This window comes from Massilia phyllostachyos, from assembly GCF_021044825.1.
Taxonomy (GTDB): domain Bacteria; phylum Pseudomonadota; class Gammaproteobacteria; order Burkholderiales; family Burkholderiaceae_D; genus Telluria; species Telluria phyllostachyos.
Genome location: NZ_JAJNOC010000010.1, coordinates 157,743 through 176,669, shown reverse-complemented (window position 1 = coordinate 176,669; position 18,927 = coordinate 157,743). Strand labels below are relative to the sequence as shown.

The 18,927-nt window shown below is 69.6% G+C and carries 11 protein-coding genes; 6 read left to right on the top strand and 5 right to left on the bottom strand.

The window, feature by feature from the left end:
* Positions 1-19 precede the first annotated feature (19 nt).
* The 4 genes from LQ564_RS22635 to LQ564_RS22620 all read right to left on the bottom strand — a co-directional run bounded on the left by LQ564_RS22635 (position 20) and on the right by LQ564_RS22620 (position 4,974).
* Entirely contained in the window at positions 20-853 is an 834-nt protein-coding gene (locus LQ564_RS22635; protein WP_231060377.1) for a carbohydrate ABC transporter permease, read from the bottom strand.
* On the bottom strand, positions 850-1,710 hold the full coding sequence (locus LQ564_RS22630) for a carbohydrate ABC transporter permease (RefSeq protein WP_231060376.1): 861 nt from the start codon (positions 1,708-1,710) through the stop codon (positions 850-852). Before LQ564_RS22630 ends, LQ564_RS22635 begins: the two co-directional genes overlap by 4 nt.
* A 30-nt stretch (positions 1,711-1,740) precedes the next feature.
* Positions 1,741-3,042 carry an extracellular solute-binding protein gene (locus tag LQ564_RS22625; RefSeq protein ID WP_231060375.1) on the bottom strand — a complete coding sequence of 434 codons (1,302 nt, stop codon included), beginning with the start codon at positions 3,040-3,042 and terminating at the stop codon, positions 1,741-1,743.
* Between the two features lie 99 nt (positions 3,043-3,141).
* Positions 3,142-4,974 carry a family 43 glycosylhydrolase gene (locus LQ564_RS22620; protein WP_231060374.1) on the bottom strand — a complete coding sequence of 611 codons (1,833 nt, stop codon included), beginning with the start codon at positions 4,972-4,974 and terminating at the stop codon, positions 3,142-3,144.
* Positions 4,975-5,380: 406 nt separating this feature from the next.
* On the opposite strand from LQ564_RS22620, the gene LQ564_RS22615 reads away from it, so the two are divergent.
* The 6 genes from LQ564_RS22615 to LQ564_RS22590 all read left to right on the top strand — a co-directional run bounded on the left by LQ564_RS22615 (position 5,381) and on the right by LQ564_RS22590 (position 17,884).
* Entirely contained in the window at positions 5,381-7,564 is a 2,184-nt protein-coding gene (locus LQ564_RS22615; protein ID WP_231060373.1) for a TonB-dependent receptor, read from the top strand.
* A gap of 73 nt (positions 7,565-7,637) precedes the next feature.
* Positions 7,638-8,990, top strand: coding sequence for an oxygenase MpaB family protein (locus LQ564_RS22610; RefSeq protein WP_231060372.1), 1,353 nt, complete (start codon positions 7,638-7,640; stop codon positions 8,988-8,990).
* Positions 8,987-12,454: a hybrid sensor histidine kinase/response regulator family protein gene (locus LQ564_RS22605; protein WP_231060371.1), complete on the top strand. Its 3,468-nt coding sequence runs from the start codon at positions 8,987-8,989 to the stop codon at positions 12,452-12,454. Before LQ564_RS22610 ends, LQ564_RS22605 begins: the two co-directional genes overlap by 4 nt.
* Positions 12,451-13,365 carry a diguanylate cyclase domain-containing protein gene (locus tag LQ564_RS22600; protein ID WP_231060370.1) on the top strand — a complete coding sequence of 305 codons (915 nt, stop codon included), beginning with the start codon at positions 12,451-12,453 and terminating at the stop codon, positions 13,363-13,365. The genes LQ564_RS22605 and LQ564_RS22600 overlap by 4 nt, the downstream gene beginning before the upstream one ends.
* Positions 13,366-13,475: 110 nt before the next feature.
* Positions 13,476-16,976: a hybrid sensor histidine kinase/response regulator gene (locus LQ564_RS22595; protein ID WP_231060369.1), complete on the top strand. Its 3,501-nt coding sequence runs from the start codon at positions 13,476-13,478 to the stop codon at positions 16,974-16,976.
* The gene (locus tag LQ564_RS22590; RefSeq protein ID WP_231060368.1) at positions 16,973-17,884 is read left to right on the top strand and encodes a diguanylate cyclase domain-containing protein; all 912 of its coding nucleotides are present in this window, start codon (positions 16,973-16,975) and stop codon (positions 17,882-17,884) included. The genes LQ564_RS22595 and LQ564_RS22590 overlap by 4 nt, the downstream gene beginning before the upstream one ends.
* Here the strand turns inward: LQ564_RS22590 and LQ564_RS22585 are convergent.
* A complete protein-coding gene (locus LQ564_RS22585) occupies positions 17,881-18,867 on the bottom strand; it encodes a hypothetical protein (RefSeq protein ID WP_231060367.1) in 987 nt (328 codons plus the stop codon). The two genes, LQ564_RS22590 and LQ564_RS22585, sit on opposite strands and share 4 nt — an antisense overlap.
* Positions 18,868-18,927: the final 60 nt, after the last annotated feature.

The following is an 18,927-nucleotide window of genomic DNA, read 5'->3' as shown; positions in this document are numbered from 1 at the left end:
GTGCGAATCATCCTCTCGTTCATCCTTTCAGTCCGGTTGCGGCCAGGAAGCCGTGGGTCACGCGGCGCTGGAACACGACGTAGGCCAGCGCCACCGGCAGCGCGCCGATCAGGGCGGCCGCCATCAGCTGGGCGTAGCGCACGCCGAAGGCGTCGTAGGTCTGGGTCAGGCCGAGCGGGATGGTCATCATGTCGTTCGAGGTCACGATGATGAAGGGCCACAGGAAGTTATTCCAGGCGCCGATAAAGGTGACGATGGCCATCGCCCACACGATGTTGCCCGACACCGGCAGGTACACGCTCCACAGGATGCGCAGCGGCCCCGCGCCATCCATCACGGCGGCCTCGCGGAAGTCCGCCGGGATCGCGTCAAAAAACTGCTTGAACACGTAGATGACGACCGGCGCCACCACCTGCGGCAGCACGATGCCGGCATAGCTGTTGATCAGGCCGAGCTGGTTCATCATGCGAAACAGCGGCACCAGCAGCGCCTCGAAGGGCACCAGGAAGGCCAGCATGGTGATGGCGAACACCAGGCCGCGGCCGCGGAAGCGCAGCTGGGAAAAGGCGTAGGCGGCCGTCAAGCTGAGCGCCATGGTGACGACGGTGACCAGCAAGGCGACCAGCGCGCTGTTGAACAACCAGCGTCCCACGTTCCCGGCGGCCAGCACCTTGCTGAAGGCCGCCAGCGTCCAGTCCTGGGGCAGCCAGTGAAACACGGCGGACACGGTCTCGTGTTCCGGCCGCAGCGCGGTGCTCATCGCCCACAATAGCGGCGCCACCCACATGGCGGCCAACAGCAGCGCGGCGATCGCGCCGATGACGGTCCAGGCAAGGTTAGCTTGCCGCTTCATGCGTCCCTCCTCGCCAGCCAGGCCACGAACCCCGCCTGCGCCAGCGACAGCGCGATCACGATCGCGACGAAGGCCATGGCGATCGCCGCCGCATATCCGGCGTCGCTCTGGGTGAACGCGGTTTCGTACATATAGTGCAGGGTGACGCGGGTGGTGTTGAAGGGCCCGCCGGTGGTCATGATGTAGGTCTGGCCGAAGATCTTCATCGAGGCAATCAGCTGCAGCACCAGGGCCATGCCAGCCACCGGGCGCAGCGCCGGCCAGGTGATGGTGCGGAACAGCGTGAAGCCGCGCGCGCCGTCGAGCGCCGCCGCCTCGTACAGCTCGGCCGGGATGTTGCGCAGGCCCGCCAGGAACATCAGCATGTTGAAGCCGACCGTCCACCAGATGGTGCCGATCGCCACCATCGGCATGGCCCAGGTGAGGTCGGCGAACCAGGCGCGCTGCATGCCCAGCACGTAGTTCACCACGCCCGACGAAGGCTGCAGCATCCAGTCCGCGATCAGGGTCATCACCGAGATCGGCAGCACGAAGGGCAGGAAGAAGGCGCCCTGCAGCCAGCTGCTGGCGCGCGTGAAGTGGTTCACCAGCAGCGCCATCACCAGGCCGAGCACGGTGAGCGGCACCACGGTGAGCAGGGCGAAATAAAAGGTGTTGCCGACCGCGGCCCAGAACGACGGATCCTGCACCAGTGTCAGGTAGTTGTCCAGGCCGATGAAGGCGTTGGTGCGGGTCAGGCTGCTCTCCGTGAGGCTCATGTAGAAGGTGTCGAGCGCCGGGAGGAAGAAGAACAGGACGAAGGTCAGCGCGAACGGCGCCAGCAGCAGCGCCGCAGGCAGCGCATCGCCTCTCTTCACGGTGGGTCGGGTCGCGGGCATCGGCTGTACTCAATAACGCGGCGGGCGCTTCTTGATCAGGCGCGCAGCTTCGGTCTCGAACATGCGCAACGCCTGGGCCGGCGAAAGCTGGGAGGACAGCGCCGCCGGCAGGTATTTGGAGGCCATCGCCTCGAGCGGCCCGGCCGCGCCCATATACCAGGCGTCCGGGTCGTAGATCACGTGCTGCGGCACGCCGGCATAGGCGCTGTTGGGCTGCAGGGCGCGCGCCGCGTCCGATTCGGCCACGGGGCGGTAGGCCAGCACATGGCCGCCCTCGGCCCAGCCGAAGGAATTCTTGCTCACGAATGCGACGAAACGCATCACGGCGCGCGCCTTTTCCTGCGACATCGGCCGGCCCTCGTTGGCGGGAATCGCGAAGGCGTGCGAGTCGGCCCAGACGCTGTCGTTGCCGAACATGCGCGGCAGCGGCACGATGCCGTAGTCGAAGCCGAGCGTGCCCTGGCGGGTGGCGCGCACCATCTCGGGCACTTCCCACACCCCGTTGATCATGAAGCCGGCGTTCCCGCCCATGAACTGGCTGGTCGAGGCGGGATAGTCGAGGCCCGGCTGGGCATAGCCGGCCTTGAACCAGCCGGCGATGCGCGCCAGCGAGTCGACCCCGGCCTGGCCGTAGGCGAAGCGGCCGTTCTCGATCAGCGGCGCATTGCGCTGGGCCAGCATCGAGATCCACAGGCGCCAGATGGCGTAGGAGGACTGGCTGCTCTCCATCGTCATCCCGGGCCGGCCTGTGGCCTGGCGCACGGCGCGGAAGGCATTGGTGAGCGCGTCGAAGCCCTCGATGGGCAGCAAGCCGCCGGATGCATCGAGCAGGCCGGCTTTACCCACGAGCGACTTGTTGTAATACAGGACCAGCGGGTGCAGGTCGAGCGGGATCGCATAGGTCTGGCCGGCGTGCTGGGATTTCTGCCACTGGCGCGGGTAGAAATCGTTCGGGTTCAGGCCCGCGTCCTGCAGCTCGTGCGGCGCGATCGGGCGCAGCACGCCGCCGCCGGCGAGATTGGTCATGCGCGACAGGTGGACGGTGGCGATGTCAGGGCCGGCGCCGACCACCGACGAGGTGATCAGCTTGGTGTAGAAGGGTTCGCCCCATTTCAGGGTGGTGCTGACCACCCTCACCTCGCGCTGGCTGGCATTGAAGCGCTGCACCAGCTCCGCCATGCGCGCGCCGTCGCCGCCGCTGAGCAGCGTCCACATGCGGACTTCGGTTTGCGCGCGCGCGGCGATCGGTGCGCTGAGCAGCACCGACAGCAGCAGCGCCGCGCCGCCGGGACGCAATGCCAAACGGGTCAATCCTGTCTCCTGGCTGTGTTGGAATCGCGTGGATTCAATTTTATGAGGAAATACTAGCAAATAATTATTAGCCAGGGTCGTCCGGCTGAACCGGACAATCTAGCGCCCTAGCCGCATGACGCGCACCTCGCCAAAGGTGACGGCATGGCCGGCGCCGCCCATCGCCACCAGGCCCAGCTTCGCGCCGCTGCCGAGCGTATGGGTCCAGGCGCCGCCGCGCACCCAGTCCTTGCCGTCCTGGCTCGACCAGGCGGTGTAGCGCTCCTCCTGGCCCCCCGGGCCGAAGCCGCGCTCGATATCGATGCGCAGCCAGGTCCACTCGCCCGGCGTGCCCACCACGGTGTTGCCGTAGCGCGGATAGCCCTTGGCCACCGGCGCCAGCTCCTTGCCGAATTCGACCTGGCGCAGGCCCTCGTGGGCCAGCTCCACCAGCTTGAGGTAATTGTCGTCGTCGCGCATCACGACCAGGCCGGCCTGCACCGGCGTCACGCAGCATTCGAGCGGCGCGTCCAGGCGCATGCGCGCTTCGATGCGCAGGTCGCCGCCTGGCAGCGCAGAAGCCAGCACCGCGGCGCTATTGGTGTCGACGTGCAGGTCGGTGGCCTGGGTCGACATGCGCAGGCCCGGCTGGCCGCTGGCCCAGCTGCCGGCCGCCTGCGGGCGCACCCAACTCCAGCGAGAGTCGAGCTTGCCTCCCTCGAAGCGGTCAAGCCAGAGTGGGGTCGTCGACGGCGCCGTTTTGACAGGGGCCATGGCAGTCGTGCGCGCTCCGGCCTTGACCGCCGGCCGCGCCTGCGGCGTATCGGACGGGCCCTGGTCGCGGTTGGCGACCGGCCAGCCGTCGATCCAGTCGATGCGGTCCAGCAGCAGCGGACGGCGGGTCAGCTTGTCCTTCACGCTGAAGTAGCCCTGGTTGCGGTCAATCGCATGGTAGAAGGTCCACCACTGGCCGGCCGGGTCCTGGAACACCGAGTTGTGGCCGGCGCCGATCCAGCGGTTGCCGTTCTGCTGCAGCAGCGGCGTGCCGCCCACCCGGCTGGCCGCCATGTCGTTGCCCTGGCGGTCGAGGAACGGACCTTCCGGGCTCCTGGCGCGACCGACGTAGAGCGCGTAGCCGGTCAGCGGCCCGCGGCAGCAGTCGGTGCTGGAGGCGAACAGGTACCAGTAGCCGCCGTGGCGCACGACTTCGGCGCCTTCGTAGCGCTTGTCGGCGGCGATACGCACGGCGTCGCCCTCAGTCTTCAAGCCATCGCGCGCCAGGCGCTGCACATAGATGCCGCCGCCGTAGCTGCCGTAGTAGAGGAAGCGGTCGCCCTGGGCGTCCTCGACCACGTCGGGGTCGAAGGTCCAGTGGAAGTTGCAGCCGGCGCCGGCGCGGCGCGGCGGCACCACCAACTCCCTGGCGGGGGTCCAGGGACCGGAGGGCGAGGCGCTGGTGGCGACCGCGATGCCGCTGTCGGATTCGCAGCCCTTTTCCGGACTGTGGGCGTCGGCGACGTCGGTCACGGTGAAGTAGAGGTAATAGCTGCCGTTCTGGTAGACCGGCTCCGGCGCCCACAGGCCGGCCTTGGGCCCGGCAAGGCCGGCAGGGCGGGTGTCGAAGGTGTCGCGCACGAAGTACCAGTTGACCAGGTCCACCGAGCGGTACACCGGCATCATGCGGAATTTCCAGCCCTTGCCGTCGCGCTCCTTGTGGCTGACGGGGTCCATGGTGCAATACATGTACCAGACCGTGGGCGAGGTGGTGCGGTCGCGCAGCAGCGAGGGATCGGCGCAGCTTTCGGCCAGGCTGCCGTCGGCCAGGCGCAGTGGCAGCGGATTGCTGTAGGTGGCTTTACTGGCGGCTTTACTGGTGTCGTCCTCGGCCGAGGCCGTCGCCAGCGCGGCACAGGACAGGATCGTGGCCAGGCCGGCGCGTCGGAATGGCATCATGCGGTCTCCTTCATCGCGCCGCCGTGCGGCGCTCTTTATTGCGCGAAACATAAGCGAATTGTCCTGGCGGCGGCGCACGCAAGTGGTCATGCCGGGGTCACATCGACGTGCCATTATGACAAGTGCAGTGCCACCACATGTATAGACCGAATGGACAGAATGCACAAGGAACGTTGTAGCAAAGTCGGATTATTGTTCAATTACTTCAAATAGCTATTTCCTCCGATCACTACCTGCTAGACTTCGTCTCCTCAGCGTCCCACACATTTCAATACCGATAAGCACTGTGGCCGCCTACCCTACGGGGTGATGTTACAAGAACAAAATCAGGGAGTTGTTTTAGATGAAAGCAAAGCAGGTCCGACCGGCGCACTCGCTGCTGGCCGTCGCAGTCTCGAGCATGTGCATGAACCTCGTGCATGCCCAGGAACAGAATTCGCAGGACAACGCGGTACCGGAAGTCCTCGTCACCGCCCAGCGCACCACCTCCGTGGCCTCGCGCACGCCCGTCGCAATCAGCGTTGTGAGTGGCGAACAGCTGCGCGAGCTCGGGGCCGACAATCCCGCCGCCCTCGGCGCCCGCCTGCCGAACGTGCACATCGACCAGGCCTTCTCGGGCCTGCGCGTTACCATCCGCGGCATCAGCAACAACGATACCACCGACAAGGGCGACCCCTCGGCCGCCTTCATGCTGGACGGCGTCTACATCGCGCGGCCGGCCGGCCAGACCGCCAACTTCCTCGACGTCGACCGCATCGAAGTGCTGCGCGGCCCGCAAGGCACGCTGTACGGCCGCAATACCACGGCGGGCCTGGTCAACGTGATCTCGAACGCTCCAACCCGCCAGCGGGAAGGCCGCGTTACGGTCGAAGCGGGCACTTACCAGAACCGCAAGGTCGAGGGCATGGTCAACCTGCCGGTCAACGATGCGCTGGCCCTGCGCGCCGCCGTCAGCGTTCGCCGCCAGGATCCGTTCCTGAAGAACGGTCAGGGAACTTCCTTCCGTCCCGGCATGGACCGCGACGACCGCGATGCGCGCCTGAGCGCGAAACTCGCGATCGGCGGCGACGCCTCACTTCTGCTGCGTTACGACCACAGCGAAGTCAGCGACAACAACGACCGTATCGTTCCCGACACCAACTTCTACAGCGGCGTCTCCGACCGCAATCCGGTCTGGCGCGGCGCGTCGACCGGCGAGCGCCTGACCATGGCGTTCCGTCCGGCGAACATCGCCCCGGTGCAGGGCGAGCAGGAACGCCGCGCGCGCGGCCTGTCGGCAGACATGAGCTGGAACCTCGGCGCCACCACGGTCTACTATCTTGGCTCGCACCGCGAGCTCGACCAGCAGATGGTCAACAACTACTATTACCGCATCTCGCTGGCGCCCCCGGTCGCCCTCGGCGTGATCAACAGCTACGACGGCGCCAACCGCCAGGACTCGCACGAGCTGCGAATTGCCACGAATGGCGGTGGGCCGCTCGGAATCCAGGCCGGCCTGTATCACTTCGAAGAAGAGTCGGACACGAGCTACGCTTTCCAGGGCCTGCGTCCGGTCGGCCTGCCGCCCTATTATTCGTTTCCGCTGGTGACCAATGCGCGCAGCAAGGCCGTCTTCGGCCAGCTGAGCTGGCGCCTGCGCGACGACCTGCGCCTCTCGGCCGGTGCACGCCGCACTCTCGACCACAAGTGGCGCGTCGGATCCACCGACTTCCAGCAGGGCCCCGTGTTCAACCCGGCGACCGACCGCCGCCTGCTGAACGCGGCCGACCTGTCGACCGCGCGCACCACCTGGCGCCTGGGCGTGGAAGCCGACCTCGCGCCGGGCACCCTGGCCTACGCCAGCCTGGCCACCGGCTACAAGGCCGGCGCCTTCAACGACGGCTGCGTCACCGGCACCAGCGCCCTCGGCATTCCCTGCCCGGCCGCCGCCGCGGTCTCTTCCGACTTCCTCTACTACCAGCCGGAAGAGTTGCGCGCATGGGAAGCCGGCCTGAAGTCGCGCCTGCTGGGCGGGCGACTGACGGTCAATGCCTCGGCCTTCCACTACGATTACACCAACCTGCAGCTGACCGGCAACGCCATCGTCGCCGGCGCTCCGCGCCTGCTCACCACCAATGCCGGCCAGGCACGCTCGCGCGGCCTCGAGCTTGATGGCGAGCTGCGGGTCGGCAGCGGCGGCCGACTGAACTACGGCGTGACCCTGCTGGATGCGCGCTATGTCAGCTACATGCCCGCCCCGGCGGTGTCCTGGGCCGGCCGCAAGCTGGATCGCGCGCCCAGCCATGTCTACACGCTCGGCTACCAGCAGCGCGTGGCGCTTGGCGGCGGCCAGCTGACCGGCGGCGTGTTCGCGCGCGCCAGCGGCAGCTACGTGCTGGCGGTGCCGAGCCAGCTCCTGACGTACCGAGTGCCGTCGTACACCAGCACCGACGCCACCCTGTCCTGGCAACCCGACGGGGCGCGCTGGAGCGTGCTGGCCCGGGTGCGCAATATCGAGGACAAGGTGCGGCCGTCGATCATCGACAGCTTCGGCATGACCACGCCGACCGCCCCGCGCACCGCCGACCTCCGTCTCGACGTGCGCTTCTGACGCCGATCCAAGGAACCGTGCCGGGAGCGGACTCCCGGCGTTTGTGTAGACCGACCAGCTGCCAGGAGACCGTATGAAGCGCGACGCCATCCATCCGATACCATCCGTGATGCGGGCCGACCCGCCGGCCGACGACGCCGTCGCCCGCATGCTGGCAGGCGCCGACGGTCCGCATGCGATCGCCGAGCGCATCGCGGCGGTCAACCGCGAGCTCGTGCGCTGGGAAAGCAACGGCGGCCTCGCGCAGTGGCGGCCGGAACCGGGACTCGATCCGCGCGCGGCGCAAGCGCTGAAGGACTACCTGGCGATCTGCCAGGCCCTGCCCGATTGGGCCAACCCGGAGAAAATTGCCCGCGCGGAACAGCTGTTCATGGACATGAGCATGCTCTCCTGCACGCTGCTGTTCTGCGCCAGCCTTCCCGAGTGCTACGTGCTGCCCGACCTTTCCGCGGTGCTGCATGCTGCCGGCCAGCTCGAACAGCACACCGATTACCGGATCCGTTCCACAGCCGCCATGATCTTCCCGGTCATGATGCGCGGCGGCCTGACCTCGTCCGAAGGCGGCGGCGTGGCCCAGGCGCTCAAGGTGCGCCTGATCCACGCCACCATCCGCCACCTCATCCTGCGCGGGTCGCCGCCCGCGGGCGATCCGGCGGCGCTGCCGACGCTGCCGGCGATGAACCCGGCGGGGGGCGGCATGTACCACCAACTCTACGCCTACGGCTGGGACAGCGCGCGCGACGGCCTGCCCTGCAACCAGGAAGAATTGGCCTACACCCTCTTGACCTTCAACTATGTGTTCCTGCGCGGTCTGCGCCAGCTCGGCCTGGGCCTCGCGCAGGCCGACGAGGACGCCTATCTGCACGCCTGGAACGTGCTGGGCCACCTGCTTGGCATCGAACGCGGTTTGATGGCCTGGAGCATGGATGAAGCGCAACAGCAGTTCGCCGCGTTCCAGGAGCGCGGCCGGCGCCGGCTGGTGCAGCCGGATCCGCGCCCGCCGCTGGCGGCGAGCCTGATGCGGGCGATGGAGAACGAGATCCCGGTTCGTTTGCTGAAACCCTTCCCAAGGCTGCTGACCCGCTTCCTGTGCGGGCAGGACGCCGCCCGCGACCTCGGCCTGACGCAGTCCGTGCCGCTCCTGTCGCGCATGCTGTTCGCCAACGGCTTCGCCCTGGTGCGCGCCTTCGACACCGGGGTGCGCGCCTTCGTGCCCGGCTTTTCCATTACCCGCATGCTCACCCGCGTAGCCGGCTACCGCCTGGTGACGCGTTTCCTGCTGGACCAGACCCGACCACTGCGCCTGCCGCCGGCCCTCCTGGAACAGGTGAGCGAGACGGCCGCATCGTGGCGCGTCGACCCGAACGCCCCACGCTGGGTACGGCGCCTGGAAAATCGGCTGGCCGGGAAGGCGGGCCGCGCATGACACTCGCATCCTCCCTGCGCCTGCTCATCGCCGCGCCTTTGCTGGCGCTGTCCTTCTTTTGCAGCAGCGCGCTGGCTGGCAACGAGCGCCCGCTCGAGCTGACGCGCGCGGCGCGCAGCGTGGACGCCTGGCAGGCCTTGACCATCCTGCAGGACCCGCAAGCGGCGCTCGACGCACGCGGCGCCCTCGCTGCCTCCAGCCGCTTCGCCGCGCCCGAGCTGGCAGCCGGCACATTGGGCGTGCAGCAGCACCCGACCTGGATCCGCATCCCGCTGCGCACCGCGGCCGACGCGCCGCGCGACTGGGTACTACAGGTCGACTTCGCCCTGCTCGACCGCTTCGACATCTGGATCGTGGAAAACGGCGCGCTGCGCAAGCTGGCCAGCGCCGGGCGCCACCAGGACGGCGCCGGCGCCCTCGGCGGCCGGGTGCCGGCCGTGGCGCTGATCCTCGAGCCGGGGCGCGAGTACACCGTGCTGGCGCGGGTATTCGCGCGCGGCCCGCGCCTGGCGCCGGTCGCCATCATGCAGCCGGCCGCCTTCCATCATGCTTCCCTGGCGGAGCAGATGCTGCAGGGTCTGCTGTTCGGCGTGGCCGCCTGCCTGATCCTGTACAGCTTGGCGCAGAGCGTGACCCTGCGCGACACCCTGTATGCCAAGTACGCGATGTTCATCGGCGGCCTGTCGCTGTATTCGGTGTGCTGGTTCGGCCTGGGTGAGCAGTTCCTGTGGGGCGGCAATCCCTGGTTCAGCAAGCACATGATGGGCCTGTCCTCGCAGCTGGCCTCGACCGGCGCCTACCTGTTCGTCGAGCACATCCTGGCCCGTCCCGGCAAGGACCGGCGCTTCAGCCGCGTCATGCGCGGGATCGCCGCCTTCGAGGCCATGGTGGGCTTGGCCTGGGCGCTCGACCTGATCGACCACCGCCTCCTGATCCTGATCGTCGCCACCCTCGGCAACGCGCCGATGCTGCTCGGCCTGCCCGGGGCCTGGCGCAAGGTGCGCGAAGGCGATGCGATCGGCGTCTACTTCTTCCTCAGCTGGGCCTGTAGCGTGCTGGGCGCCGTGGTGCAGACCCTGGTCATCGCCGGCAAGATCCCGGCCACCTTCTGGACCGTGCACTCGCTGCAGTTCGGCGTGACGCTCGACATGCTGATGTTCATCCGCATGATCAGCCTGCGCCATAAGGCGACCCAGGAAGCCATGCTGCGCGCCGAAGCGGAGGCGCGCATGAAGACCGAGTTCCTGGCCAACATGAGCCACGAAATCCGCACCCCGATGAACGCCATCATCGGCATGAGCCGCCTGGCCCTGATGGGCGAGGCGCCGCCGAAGACCCGCAACTATGTGTCCAAGATCCTGGGCGCGGGCGAACACCTGCTCGGCCTGATCAACGACATCCTCGACCATTCGAAGATGGAAGCCGGCAAGCTGACGATCGAGCAGGTACCGTTCGACCTGAACGAGATGCTCGAACATTTGTCGAGCGTGACCAGCGTGAAGAGCGACGCCAAGGGTGTGGAGCTGATCTTCCGGGTCGGCAACCGGGTCCCGCAGCGCCTGGTGGGCGATCCGCTGCGCCTGGGCCAGGTGCTGGTCAATCTGACCGGCAATGCCGTGAAATTCACCGAGCAGGGCGAGATCGTGGTCGCGGTCGATGTGGTCGGTGGCCCCGCCGAGGACGGCCGCCTGAGCGTCGAATTCTCGGTCAGCGACACCGGCATCGGCATGAACGAAGAGCAGATCGGCCGCCTGTTCCAGTCCTTCACCCAGGCAGACAGCTCGACCACCCGCATGTACGGCGGCACCGGCCTGGGCCTGTCGATTTCGCGCCAGCTGGTTGAGCTGATGGAAGGCGGCATCGTCGCCAGCAGCAGCGCGGGCGCGGGCAGCCGCTTCGCCTTCACGGTCCCCCTCGGGGTGGCCGACGCCGACTCCGCCCCCTTCCACCGGTCCACCCTGCGCGACATGCGCGCCCTGGTGGTCGACGACAGCGCCAGCGCGCGCGTCGCGCTGGCCGAGATGCTGGACAGCCTGGGCGTGCGCGCCGAGATCGTGGCCTCGGGCGAGGAATGCCTGCGCGCGATGGCCGGCGCCCAGGCGGTCGGCAAGCCCTACGACGTCGTCCTGATGGACTACCTGATGCCGGGCTTGGACGGGGTCGAGACGATCCGCCGCATCCGCCGCGCGGCCGCCACCGGCCAGGAGGACACGCCGCCGGCGATCCTGATGGTCTCGGTCTGTACGCGCGACACCGTGCTCGAACAGGAAGGCGAACTGCCGGTCGACGCCTTCCTGCACAAGCCGGTCGGGCCAGCGCTGCTGTACCACAGCCTGCTGCAGGCCCTGCATCCGCAGCTCGGGCTGCAAGCCGCGGACGGGGCCGCGCCGCCGGCGCTGGTTGCGATGGCCGACATCCCGCGCCTGGACGGCGCGCGCATTCTGCTGGCCGAGGACAATGCCAACAACCGCGAGGTGGCGCTGGACTTCATGGCCGCCGCCCGCATGCAGGTGGACGTCGCCTTCAACGGCGTCGAGGCGGTGCGCATGGCGAAGGATGGCGACTATGACCTGGTGCTGATGGACGTCCAGATGCCGGGGATGGACGGCCTGGACGCCGCCCGCGCCATCCTGCGCGAGCCGCGCCTGCGCGCGCTGCCAATCGTGGCGATGACGGCGCACGCGCTGCCGAGCGACCGCGCCATGAGCCTGGACGCCGGGATGGTCGACCACGTGACCAAGCCGATCGATCCGGATCTGCTGTTCTGCACGCTGCTCAAGTGGATCGACCCGGCGCGCCTGCAGGGGCGGCCGCTGCCGCGGGTTGCCGGCGAGCCCGCGCCGGATCGGTCCGGCGCTACGGCGGCCCTGCCGGCGGCGCCCGGCATGGACTGGCGCCTGGCCCTCGACAAGGTCGACGGCCAGCGCGCGCGCCTCGAAAAGCGCGCCAGCAGTTTTCTGCGCGAGTATGCGGACGCGCCGCGCGTGCTGCGCGAAGCGCTGGGCGGCGGCGACCATCCGCGCCTGCAATCGCTGGCCCACAACCTCAAGTCGAGCGCGGCCTACGTCGGCGCCTTCGAGCTGTCGGCGGCGGCGCACCGCCTCGAGCAAGACCTGCGCAATGGCCAGGCCACCCACCTGGCGGCCCAGGTGCCGGCCCTGGTGACGGCCGCCGAGAACGTGCTGGCGGCCCTGTCGCAGCTGGCCGAGGCGGCGCATCCGCGCCCGTACGACCCGCGCGATCTGGGAGCCCTGCTGGCGCGCCTGCAGGGCTACCTTTGCGCCGATGACGCCCGCGCCGAGGACGCCCTGGCCGAGCTCGAAACGCTGCTGGCCGGCGGTCCGCCCCGCGCCGAGCTGGACGCACTGCGGCGCGCGGTCCGCGATGTCGAGTATGCGGCCGCCCTTGCGCCGCTGGCGCGCCTGTCCGCCGCGCTCGAAGCCGGCGTGGAAAGGGCTGCATGATCGGCGTGGAGATGCAGAAGGTGCTGGTCGCCGACGACGACGCCGTCAACCGCGACGTGCTGGGCGAGCTGATGAAACCCGAGTACACCGTGCTGCTGGCGAAAAACGGCGCCCAGACCCTGGAACGCGCCGCGCGCCACCAGCCCGACCTGATCCTGCTGGATGTGTTGATGCCGGACATGGACGGCTACGAGGTGCTGCGGCGCCTGCGCGCCGACCCGGCCACCGAGCACATCGCCGTGATCTTCATCTCGGGTCTGGACCGTCCCGAGGACGAAGCCACCGGTTTGAAAATGGGCGCCGCCGACTACATCACCAAGCCTTTCAACCAGACCGTGGTGATGGCGCGCGTCGCCCTGCACCTGCAGGTGGTGCGCCAGCGCAGGATGCTCGAACGCCTGGCCAACGTCGACGGCCTGACCGAGCTGGCCAACCGGCGCCGCTTCGACGAGGTGTACGAGATGGAGTACCAGCGTGCGCGCCGCAGCGGGCGGCCGCTGTCGCTGGCCATGCTCGACATCGACGCCTTCAAGCAGTACAACGACCGCTACGGCCACCCGGCCGGCGACCGCGCCCTGCGCTCGGTGGCGCGCGCCGCGGCCAAGGCCATGCGCCGCCCGGGCGACCTGGCGGCGCGCTACGGCGGCGAGGAGATCGTCCTGCTGCTGCCCGAGACCGATGCCGTGGACGCGGGCGAGGTGGTGGCGCAGCTGCGCGCCAGCGTGGCCGCCCTCGGCATCGCCCACGAGGCCTCGCACGTGGCGCCCGTTTTGACGGTCAGCGCCGGCGGCGCCACCCTCGACCCGGGCAAGCCGGAAAGCCCGGCGGCCCTGTTCGAGGCCGCGGACGCGGCGCTGTACCGCGCCAAGCAGGCCGGCCGCAACCGCACTAGCTGGTGCGCCACGCGGTAGTCTCCTTTGAAGAGCGGGCGCGCCCTGTGCCCGCCGTCCGTTACAATCCGCACCCAGAACATGCTCAACCGCGAGCCGCGCCGCAAGCGCGCCGCCAGCACACCGATCCGATGACGTCGACCCCGCACCATTCCTCCCTTGCCGCCCTCGCCCGCCTGGCGGCCCTGCTGTTCCTTCTGCTTGCCTGCGCCGGCGCCAGCGCCACACCGCTGCAGCTGCAGCTGACGCGCGGCGCCGAGACCGTCGAAGCCTGGCCCGCCGTCACCATCCTGCGCGATCCCGACAGCCGCCTCGATGCGGCGACCGTCATGGCGCGCGGCGCCGACTTCGCGCAGCCGCGCACGGCCTACGCCACCCTCGGCATGCAGCCCGGGACCACCTGGGTGCGCATTCCGGTGAAGGTGGCGCCGGACGCGCCGGGCGGCTGGGTGATGCAGATCGACTTCGCCCTGCTCGACGAGGTCGACGTCCATCTCGCATCGGATGCCGGCCTGCGCCACGTGGCGAGCCTGGGCCGCATGCAGCATCCGAGCGGCGACAACCTGCGCGGCCGAGTGCCGGGCACGGTGCTGCGCCTGGCGCCTGGGCAGAACTACACGGTGCTGCTGCGGGTGCGCTCGGTCGGCCCGAAGATCCTGCCGATCAACTTCATGCAGCCGCAGGCGGTGCTGCCCGCGGCGCTGGGCGAGCAGATCATCCAGGGCCTGCTGCTGGGCCTGCGCCTCACCCTGTTCCTGTACGCGGTCGCGCAGTGGCTGACCCTGCGCGAGCCGCTGTTCGGCAAGTATGCGCTGCTGGCGGCCGGCGTCACCGTCTATTCCGCGGCCTGGTTCGGCAGCGCAGGCCAGTACCTGTGGCCGGGCAATGCCTGGCTGCTCGAGCACGGCGCCGGCGTCGCCTCGATCATGGCTTCCTGTGGCGCCTACCTGTTCGTCGAGCAGTCGCTGGCGCGGCCGGGACGCGACCGCATCTTCAGCATCCTGATGAAGACCCTGGCCGGCCTGTGCCTGGCCACGGCGATCGGCTTCGGCACGGGCCTGATCGGCCACGAGAAGCTGGTGCTGCTGGTCGGCACCCTGGGCATCCTGCCGATGCTGCTCGGCCTGCCGGGCGCCTGGCGCCGCGCGCGCGGCGGCGACGTGGTCGGCACCTATTTCCTGGTCGGCTGGGCGGTGGCATTCGGCTGCTCGGTGGTGACGGCCCAGCTCATCAACGGCAAGCAGCCGGCCAATTTCTGGACCATGCACGCGCTGGTATTCGGCAGCACCTTCGACATGCTGATCTTCATGCGCATCCTCGGCCTGCGTACCAAGGCGATGCAGGCGGCCATGCTGCAGGCCGAAGCCAGCACCCGCATGAAGTCGGAGTTTTTGGCGAATATGAGCCATGAAATCCGCACCCCGATGAACGCCATCATCGGCATGAGCCGCCTGGCCCTGATGCGCGAGCCGGCGCCGGCCCAGCGCAACTACCTGAGCAAGATCCTGGGCGCGAGCGAGCACCTGATGGGCATCATCAACGACATCCTCGACTTCTCGCGCATCGAGGCCGGCAAGCTGCAGATCGAATCGGTGCCGTTCCAGCTCGACGAGCTGCTCGAGCAGCTATCCAGCCTGCTCGACGTGAAAAGCGAGGCCAAGGGCATCGAACTGGTGTTCCGCGTCGGGCCCGGGGTGCCGCAGCAGCTGGTGGGCGACCCGCTGCGCCTCGGCCAGGTCCTGATCAACCTCACCAGCAATGCCGTCAAGTTCACCGAGCGCGGCGAGATCGTGGTCGCAGTCGAGCTGCGCAAGACCCGGCCCGACGGCGTGGTACTGGCGTTCTCGGTCAGCGACACCGGCATCGGCATGAGCCAGGAGCAGATCGGGCGCCTGTTCCAGTCCTTTACCCAGGCCGACAGCTCGACCACCCGCAAGTACGGCGGCACCGGCCTGGGCCTGTCGATCTCGCGCCAGCTGGTCGAGCTGATGGGCGGCGAGATCGGCGTCACCAGCACCCTGGGCAGCGGCAGCCGCTTCAGCTTCACGGCGCCGCTCGGCGTGCCCGCGCAGCAGCCGGCCGCGAACGAACTGCGCAAGGCCCAGCTGGAAGACCTGCGCGCCCTGGTGGTCGACGACAGCGCCAGCGCGCGCCTGGCGCTGGCCGAGATGCTGGGCGCGCTCGGCCTGCGCGCCGACACCGCGGCCTCGGGAGAGGAATGCCTGGCCCTGCTCGAGCGCGCCGAGCGCCTGGGCAAACCCTACCAGCTGATCCTGATGGATTACCTGATGCCGGGGCTGGACGGGGTCGAGACCATCCGCCGCATCCGCCTGCGCGCCCAGGACGGGTCGGCGCCGGGCGCGCTGCCGGCGATCCTGATGATCTCGGCCTGCAGCCGCGACACGGTGATGGCGGAACAGGGCGAGCTGCCGGTCGACGCCTTCCTGCACAAGCCGGTCGGCCCAACGCTGCTCTACCACAGCCTGCTGCAGGCGCTGCATCCGCAGGGCGCGGGCGCCGGCCTGGCCGAGCCCTACCCGAACGTCACGCCCGAGCTGCCGCGCCTGGACGGCGCGCGCATCCTGCTGGTCGAGGACAACGCCAACAACCGCGAGGTGGCGCTCGACTTCATGGCCGCCGCGCGCATGCAGGTCGACACCGCCCTGAACGGCCTGGAAGCGGTGCGCATGGCGTCCGCGGGCGACTACGACCTGGTGCTGATGGACATCCAGATGCCGGAGATGGACGGCCTCACGGCCACCCGCGAGATCCGCAACGATCCGCGCCTGCGCAACTTGCCGATCGTGGCGATGACGGCGCACGCGCTGGCGAGCGACCGCGCCATGAGCCGCCAGGCCGGCATGAACGACCACGTGACCAAGCCGATCGACCCCGACCTCCTGTTCTGCACCCTGCTCAAGTGGATCGATCCGGCGCGCCTGGCGGGCCGTCCGCTGCCCGCGGTCGACGCGGCGCGTCCGGCGCAGCCCGACGGCGCCGAGGATGCCGCGGCACTGGCCCCACTTCCCGCCGTTCCCGGCATCGACTGGCGCCTGGCCCTGGACAACGTCGACGGCCAGCGCGCGCGCCTGCAGAAGCGCGCCGGCAGCTTCGTGCGCGAGTACGCACCTGCGCCGCGCCAGCTGCGCGAGGCGCTCGGGGTGGGCGACCTGCCGCGCCTGCAGACGCTGGCGCACAACCTGAAGTCGAGCGCCGGCTACGTCGGCGCCTTCGAGCTGGCCGGCGCCGCCGGACGCCTCGAGCAGATCCTGCGCGAAGGCCAGCTGGAACGGGTCGGCGTCGAGGTGGCCGCGGTGGTGAGCTCGCTCGACACGGTGCTGGCGGGCCTGGGCCGCCTCGCTGCGGACGTGCTGCCGGGCCAGGCCGACCCCGCCGCGCTGGCGGCCGTGCTGGCGCGCCTGGACCACTACCTGCGCGCCGACGATGCGCGCGCCGAGGATGCGCTGGTCCAGCTCGAGGCCCTGCTGGCCGGCGCGGGTTACGACGCCCAGCTGGCGGCCGTGCGGCGCGCGGTCGCCGACATCGAATACGGCGCCGCGCTGGAGCCGCTGGCGCAGTTAAGGGGCGAGCTGAGAGCGCAGCTGGCGCTCGGACAGGAGGTGGACGCATGAAGATCGCCGACGTACAAAAGGTCCTGGTGGCCGACGACGACGCCGTCAACCGCGAGGTGCTGGGCGAACTGCTCAAGCCCGAGTACACCGTGCTGCTGGCGAAGAACGGCGCCCAGGCGCTCGAACGCGCCGCGCGCCACCAGCCGGACCTGATCCTGCTGGACGTGATGATGCCGGACATGGACGGCTACGAGGTACTGCGGCGCCTGCGCGCCGACCCGCAGCTGGCGCACATCGCCGTGATCTTCATCTCGGGCCTCGACCACCCCGAGGACGAAGCCGCCGGTTTGAAAATGGGCGCCGCCGACTACATCACCAAGCCCTTCAACCAGACCGTGGTGATGGCACGCGTGGCCCTGCACCTGCAGGTGGTGCGCCAGCGCCGCATGCTGGAGCGCCTGGCGAACGTGGACGGCCTGACGGAACTCGCCAACCGGCGCCGCTTCGACGAGGTCTACGAGATGGAGTGGCAGCGCGCGCGCCGCAACGGCACTGCGCTGTCGCTGGCCCTGCTCGACGTCGACGCCTTCAAGCAGTACAACGACCGCTACGGCCACCCGGCCGGCGACCGCGCCCTGCGCTCGGTCGCGCGCGCCGCCGCCAATGCGATGCGCCGCCCGGGCGACCTGGCGGCGCGCTACGGCGGCGAGGAACTGGTGCTCCTGATGCCGGAAACCGACGCGTTCGAGGCGCGCATGGTGGTCGAGGGCATCTGCGAAGCGATCGCCGCGCTGGCGATCCCGCACGAGTCCTCCGGCGTTGCGCCGATGCTCACCGTCAGCGTCGGCGGCGCCACCCTGGCGGCAGACGGCCGCGAAGAATCGGCGGCCCTGTTCGAAGCCGCCGACACCCACCTCTACCGCGCCAAGAAGGCTGGCCGCAACCGCATCGTCTGGCGTACGGCCTAGCCTTTGCAGACCAGGCCGAAGCGGGTCGCTGCGCAGCCACGTTTCATGCAGGCGCTGGCGTGATAGCCGGCGGCGCGGCACAGGCGCAGGGTTTCCGACAGCGGGCCCGATGCTTCCTCGGCTGCGTTCGGGCGCGCCAGGCTCTCCTGGCGGCTGCGCTGGGCGTCGGCCAGGGCGCGCGCCAGCACGCGCTCGGACGGCCCTTTCGGCGGCGCAGGCTTTCTGGCGGCCGGCTTGTCGCGCTTCACCGGCGCGGCGGCGACGCGGCGCTGCGGCGTGGGCCTGGCCGCCGGTTTTTTCGCAGCGGGACGAGGAGCCGGCGGCGCCACGGCGGGCTCCACGATCCTGGCGGGCGGCGCCGGTTCCGGCGCGGCCACCACCAGGGCTTCGGGCGGCAGCATCCTGAGCGGGGGCGGCTCGTAGGGCAGCGGCCTAGGGAGCGCGGGCGCAGCCGGCTGCACCGGCGCCGGGCTGTGGCCGGCGACGACCGCCAGGCTCGATTCGACCTGGGTTTCGCGCACCATCCAGGCCCCGGCCCCGGCCAGCGCCACCACGCCGGCGAGCGCCACGCTCCAGCCCAGCGCCTTGCGGCCCCAGCGCTCGGTCCAGGGGATGGTGTCGCGTTCCAGCGGGGCGGCCCAGTCCGGGGTACGGCTGGAGAAGGAGGCGATGTCGGGCTCGGCCAGCGAAGGCTCGGGATTACGTAGTGTCGTGTCCGCAAACAGCGGGTCCGGCTGCGGCTCGGCCGGCACCGCTTGCTGCGCCGGCGGCCGCGGCCGCGGCCGCCACAGGGAGCTGGATTGCGGCGCACGCGCCCGCCAGACGCCGGCGCGTGCACGCGCGTCCGCACCCTGCACCGGTGGAGCGGGCGGGACGGGCGGCGGCGGCGCTGCCGGTGTGGCGGCCGGGCCGCGGCGGCGGTTCAGGGGTGTCGACAGACTGGACTGGCTGTCGACCATATCTTCCAACAACTGGCTCTTCATGGGCTGGGGCCTGCTTTCGAACACGTCGAGTGTAGCCCAAACCCCGCCCGCGTGCCTGTT

What these genes read in the sequence shown, in the direction of transcription:
- LQ564_RS22635 (WP_231060377.1), bottom strand. Translation starts at nt 853, where the DNA reads ATGAAGCGGCAAGCTAACCTTGCCTGGACCGTCATCGGCGCGATCGCC.
- LQ564_RS22620 (WP_231060374.1), bottom strand. Translation starts at nt 4,974, where the DNA reads ATGATGCCATTCCGACGCGCCGGCCTGGCCACGATCCTGTCCTGTGCC.
- LQ564_RS22615 (WP_231060373.1), top strand. Translation starts at nt 5,381, where the DNA reads ATGAACCTCGTGCATGCCCAGGAACAGAATTCGCAGGACAACGCGGTA.
- LQ564_RS22610 (WP_231060372.1), top strand. Translation starts at nt 7,638, where the DNA reads ATGAAGCGCGACGCCATCCATCCGATACCATCCGTGATGCGGGCCGAC.
- LQ564_RS22605 (WP_231060371.1), top strand. Translation starts at nt 8,987, where the DNA reads ATGACACTCGCATCCTCCCTGCGCCTGCTCATCGCCGCGCCTTTGCTG.
- LQ564_RS22600 (WP_231060370.1), top strand. Translation starts at nt 12,451, where the DNA reads ATGATCGGCGTGGAGATGCAGAAGGTGCTGGTCGCCGACGACGACGCC.
- LQ564_RS22595 (WP_231060369.1), top strand. Translation starts at nt 13,476, where the DNA reads ATGACGTCGACCCCGCACCATTCCTCCCTTGCCGCCCTCGCCCGCCTG.
- LQ564_RS22590 (WP_231060368.1), top strand. Translation starts at nt 16,973, where the DNA reads ATGAAGATCGCCGACGTACAAAAGGTCCTGGTGGCCGACGACGACGCC.
- LQ564_RS22585 (WP_231060367.1), bottom strand. Translation starts at nt 18,867, where the DNA reads ATGAAGAGCCAGTTGTTGGAAGATATGGTCGACAGCCAGTCCAGTCTG.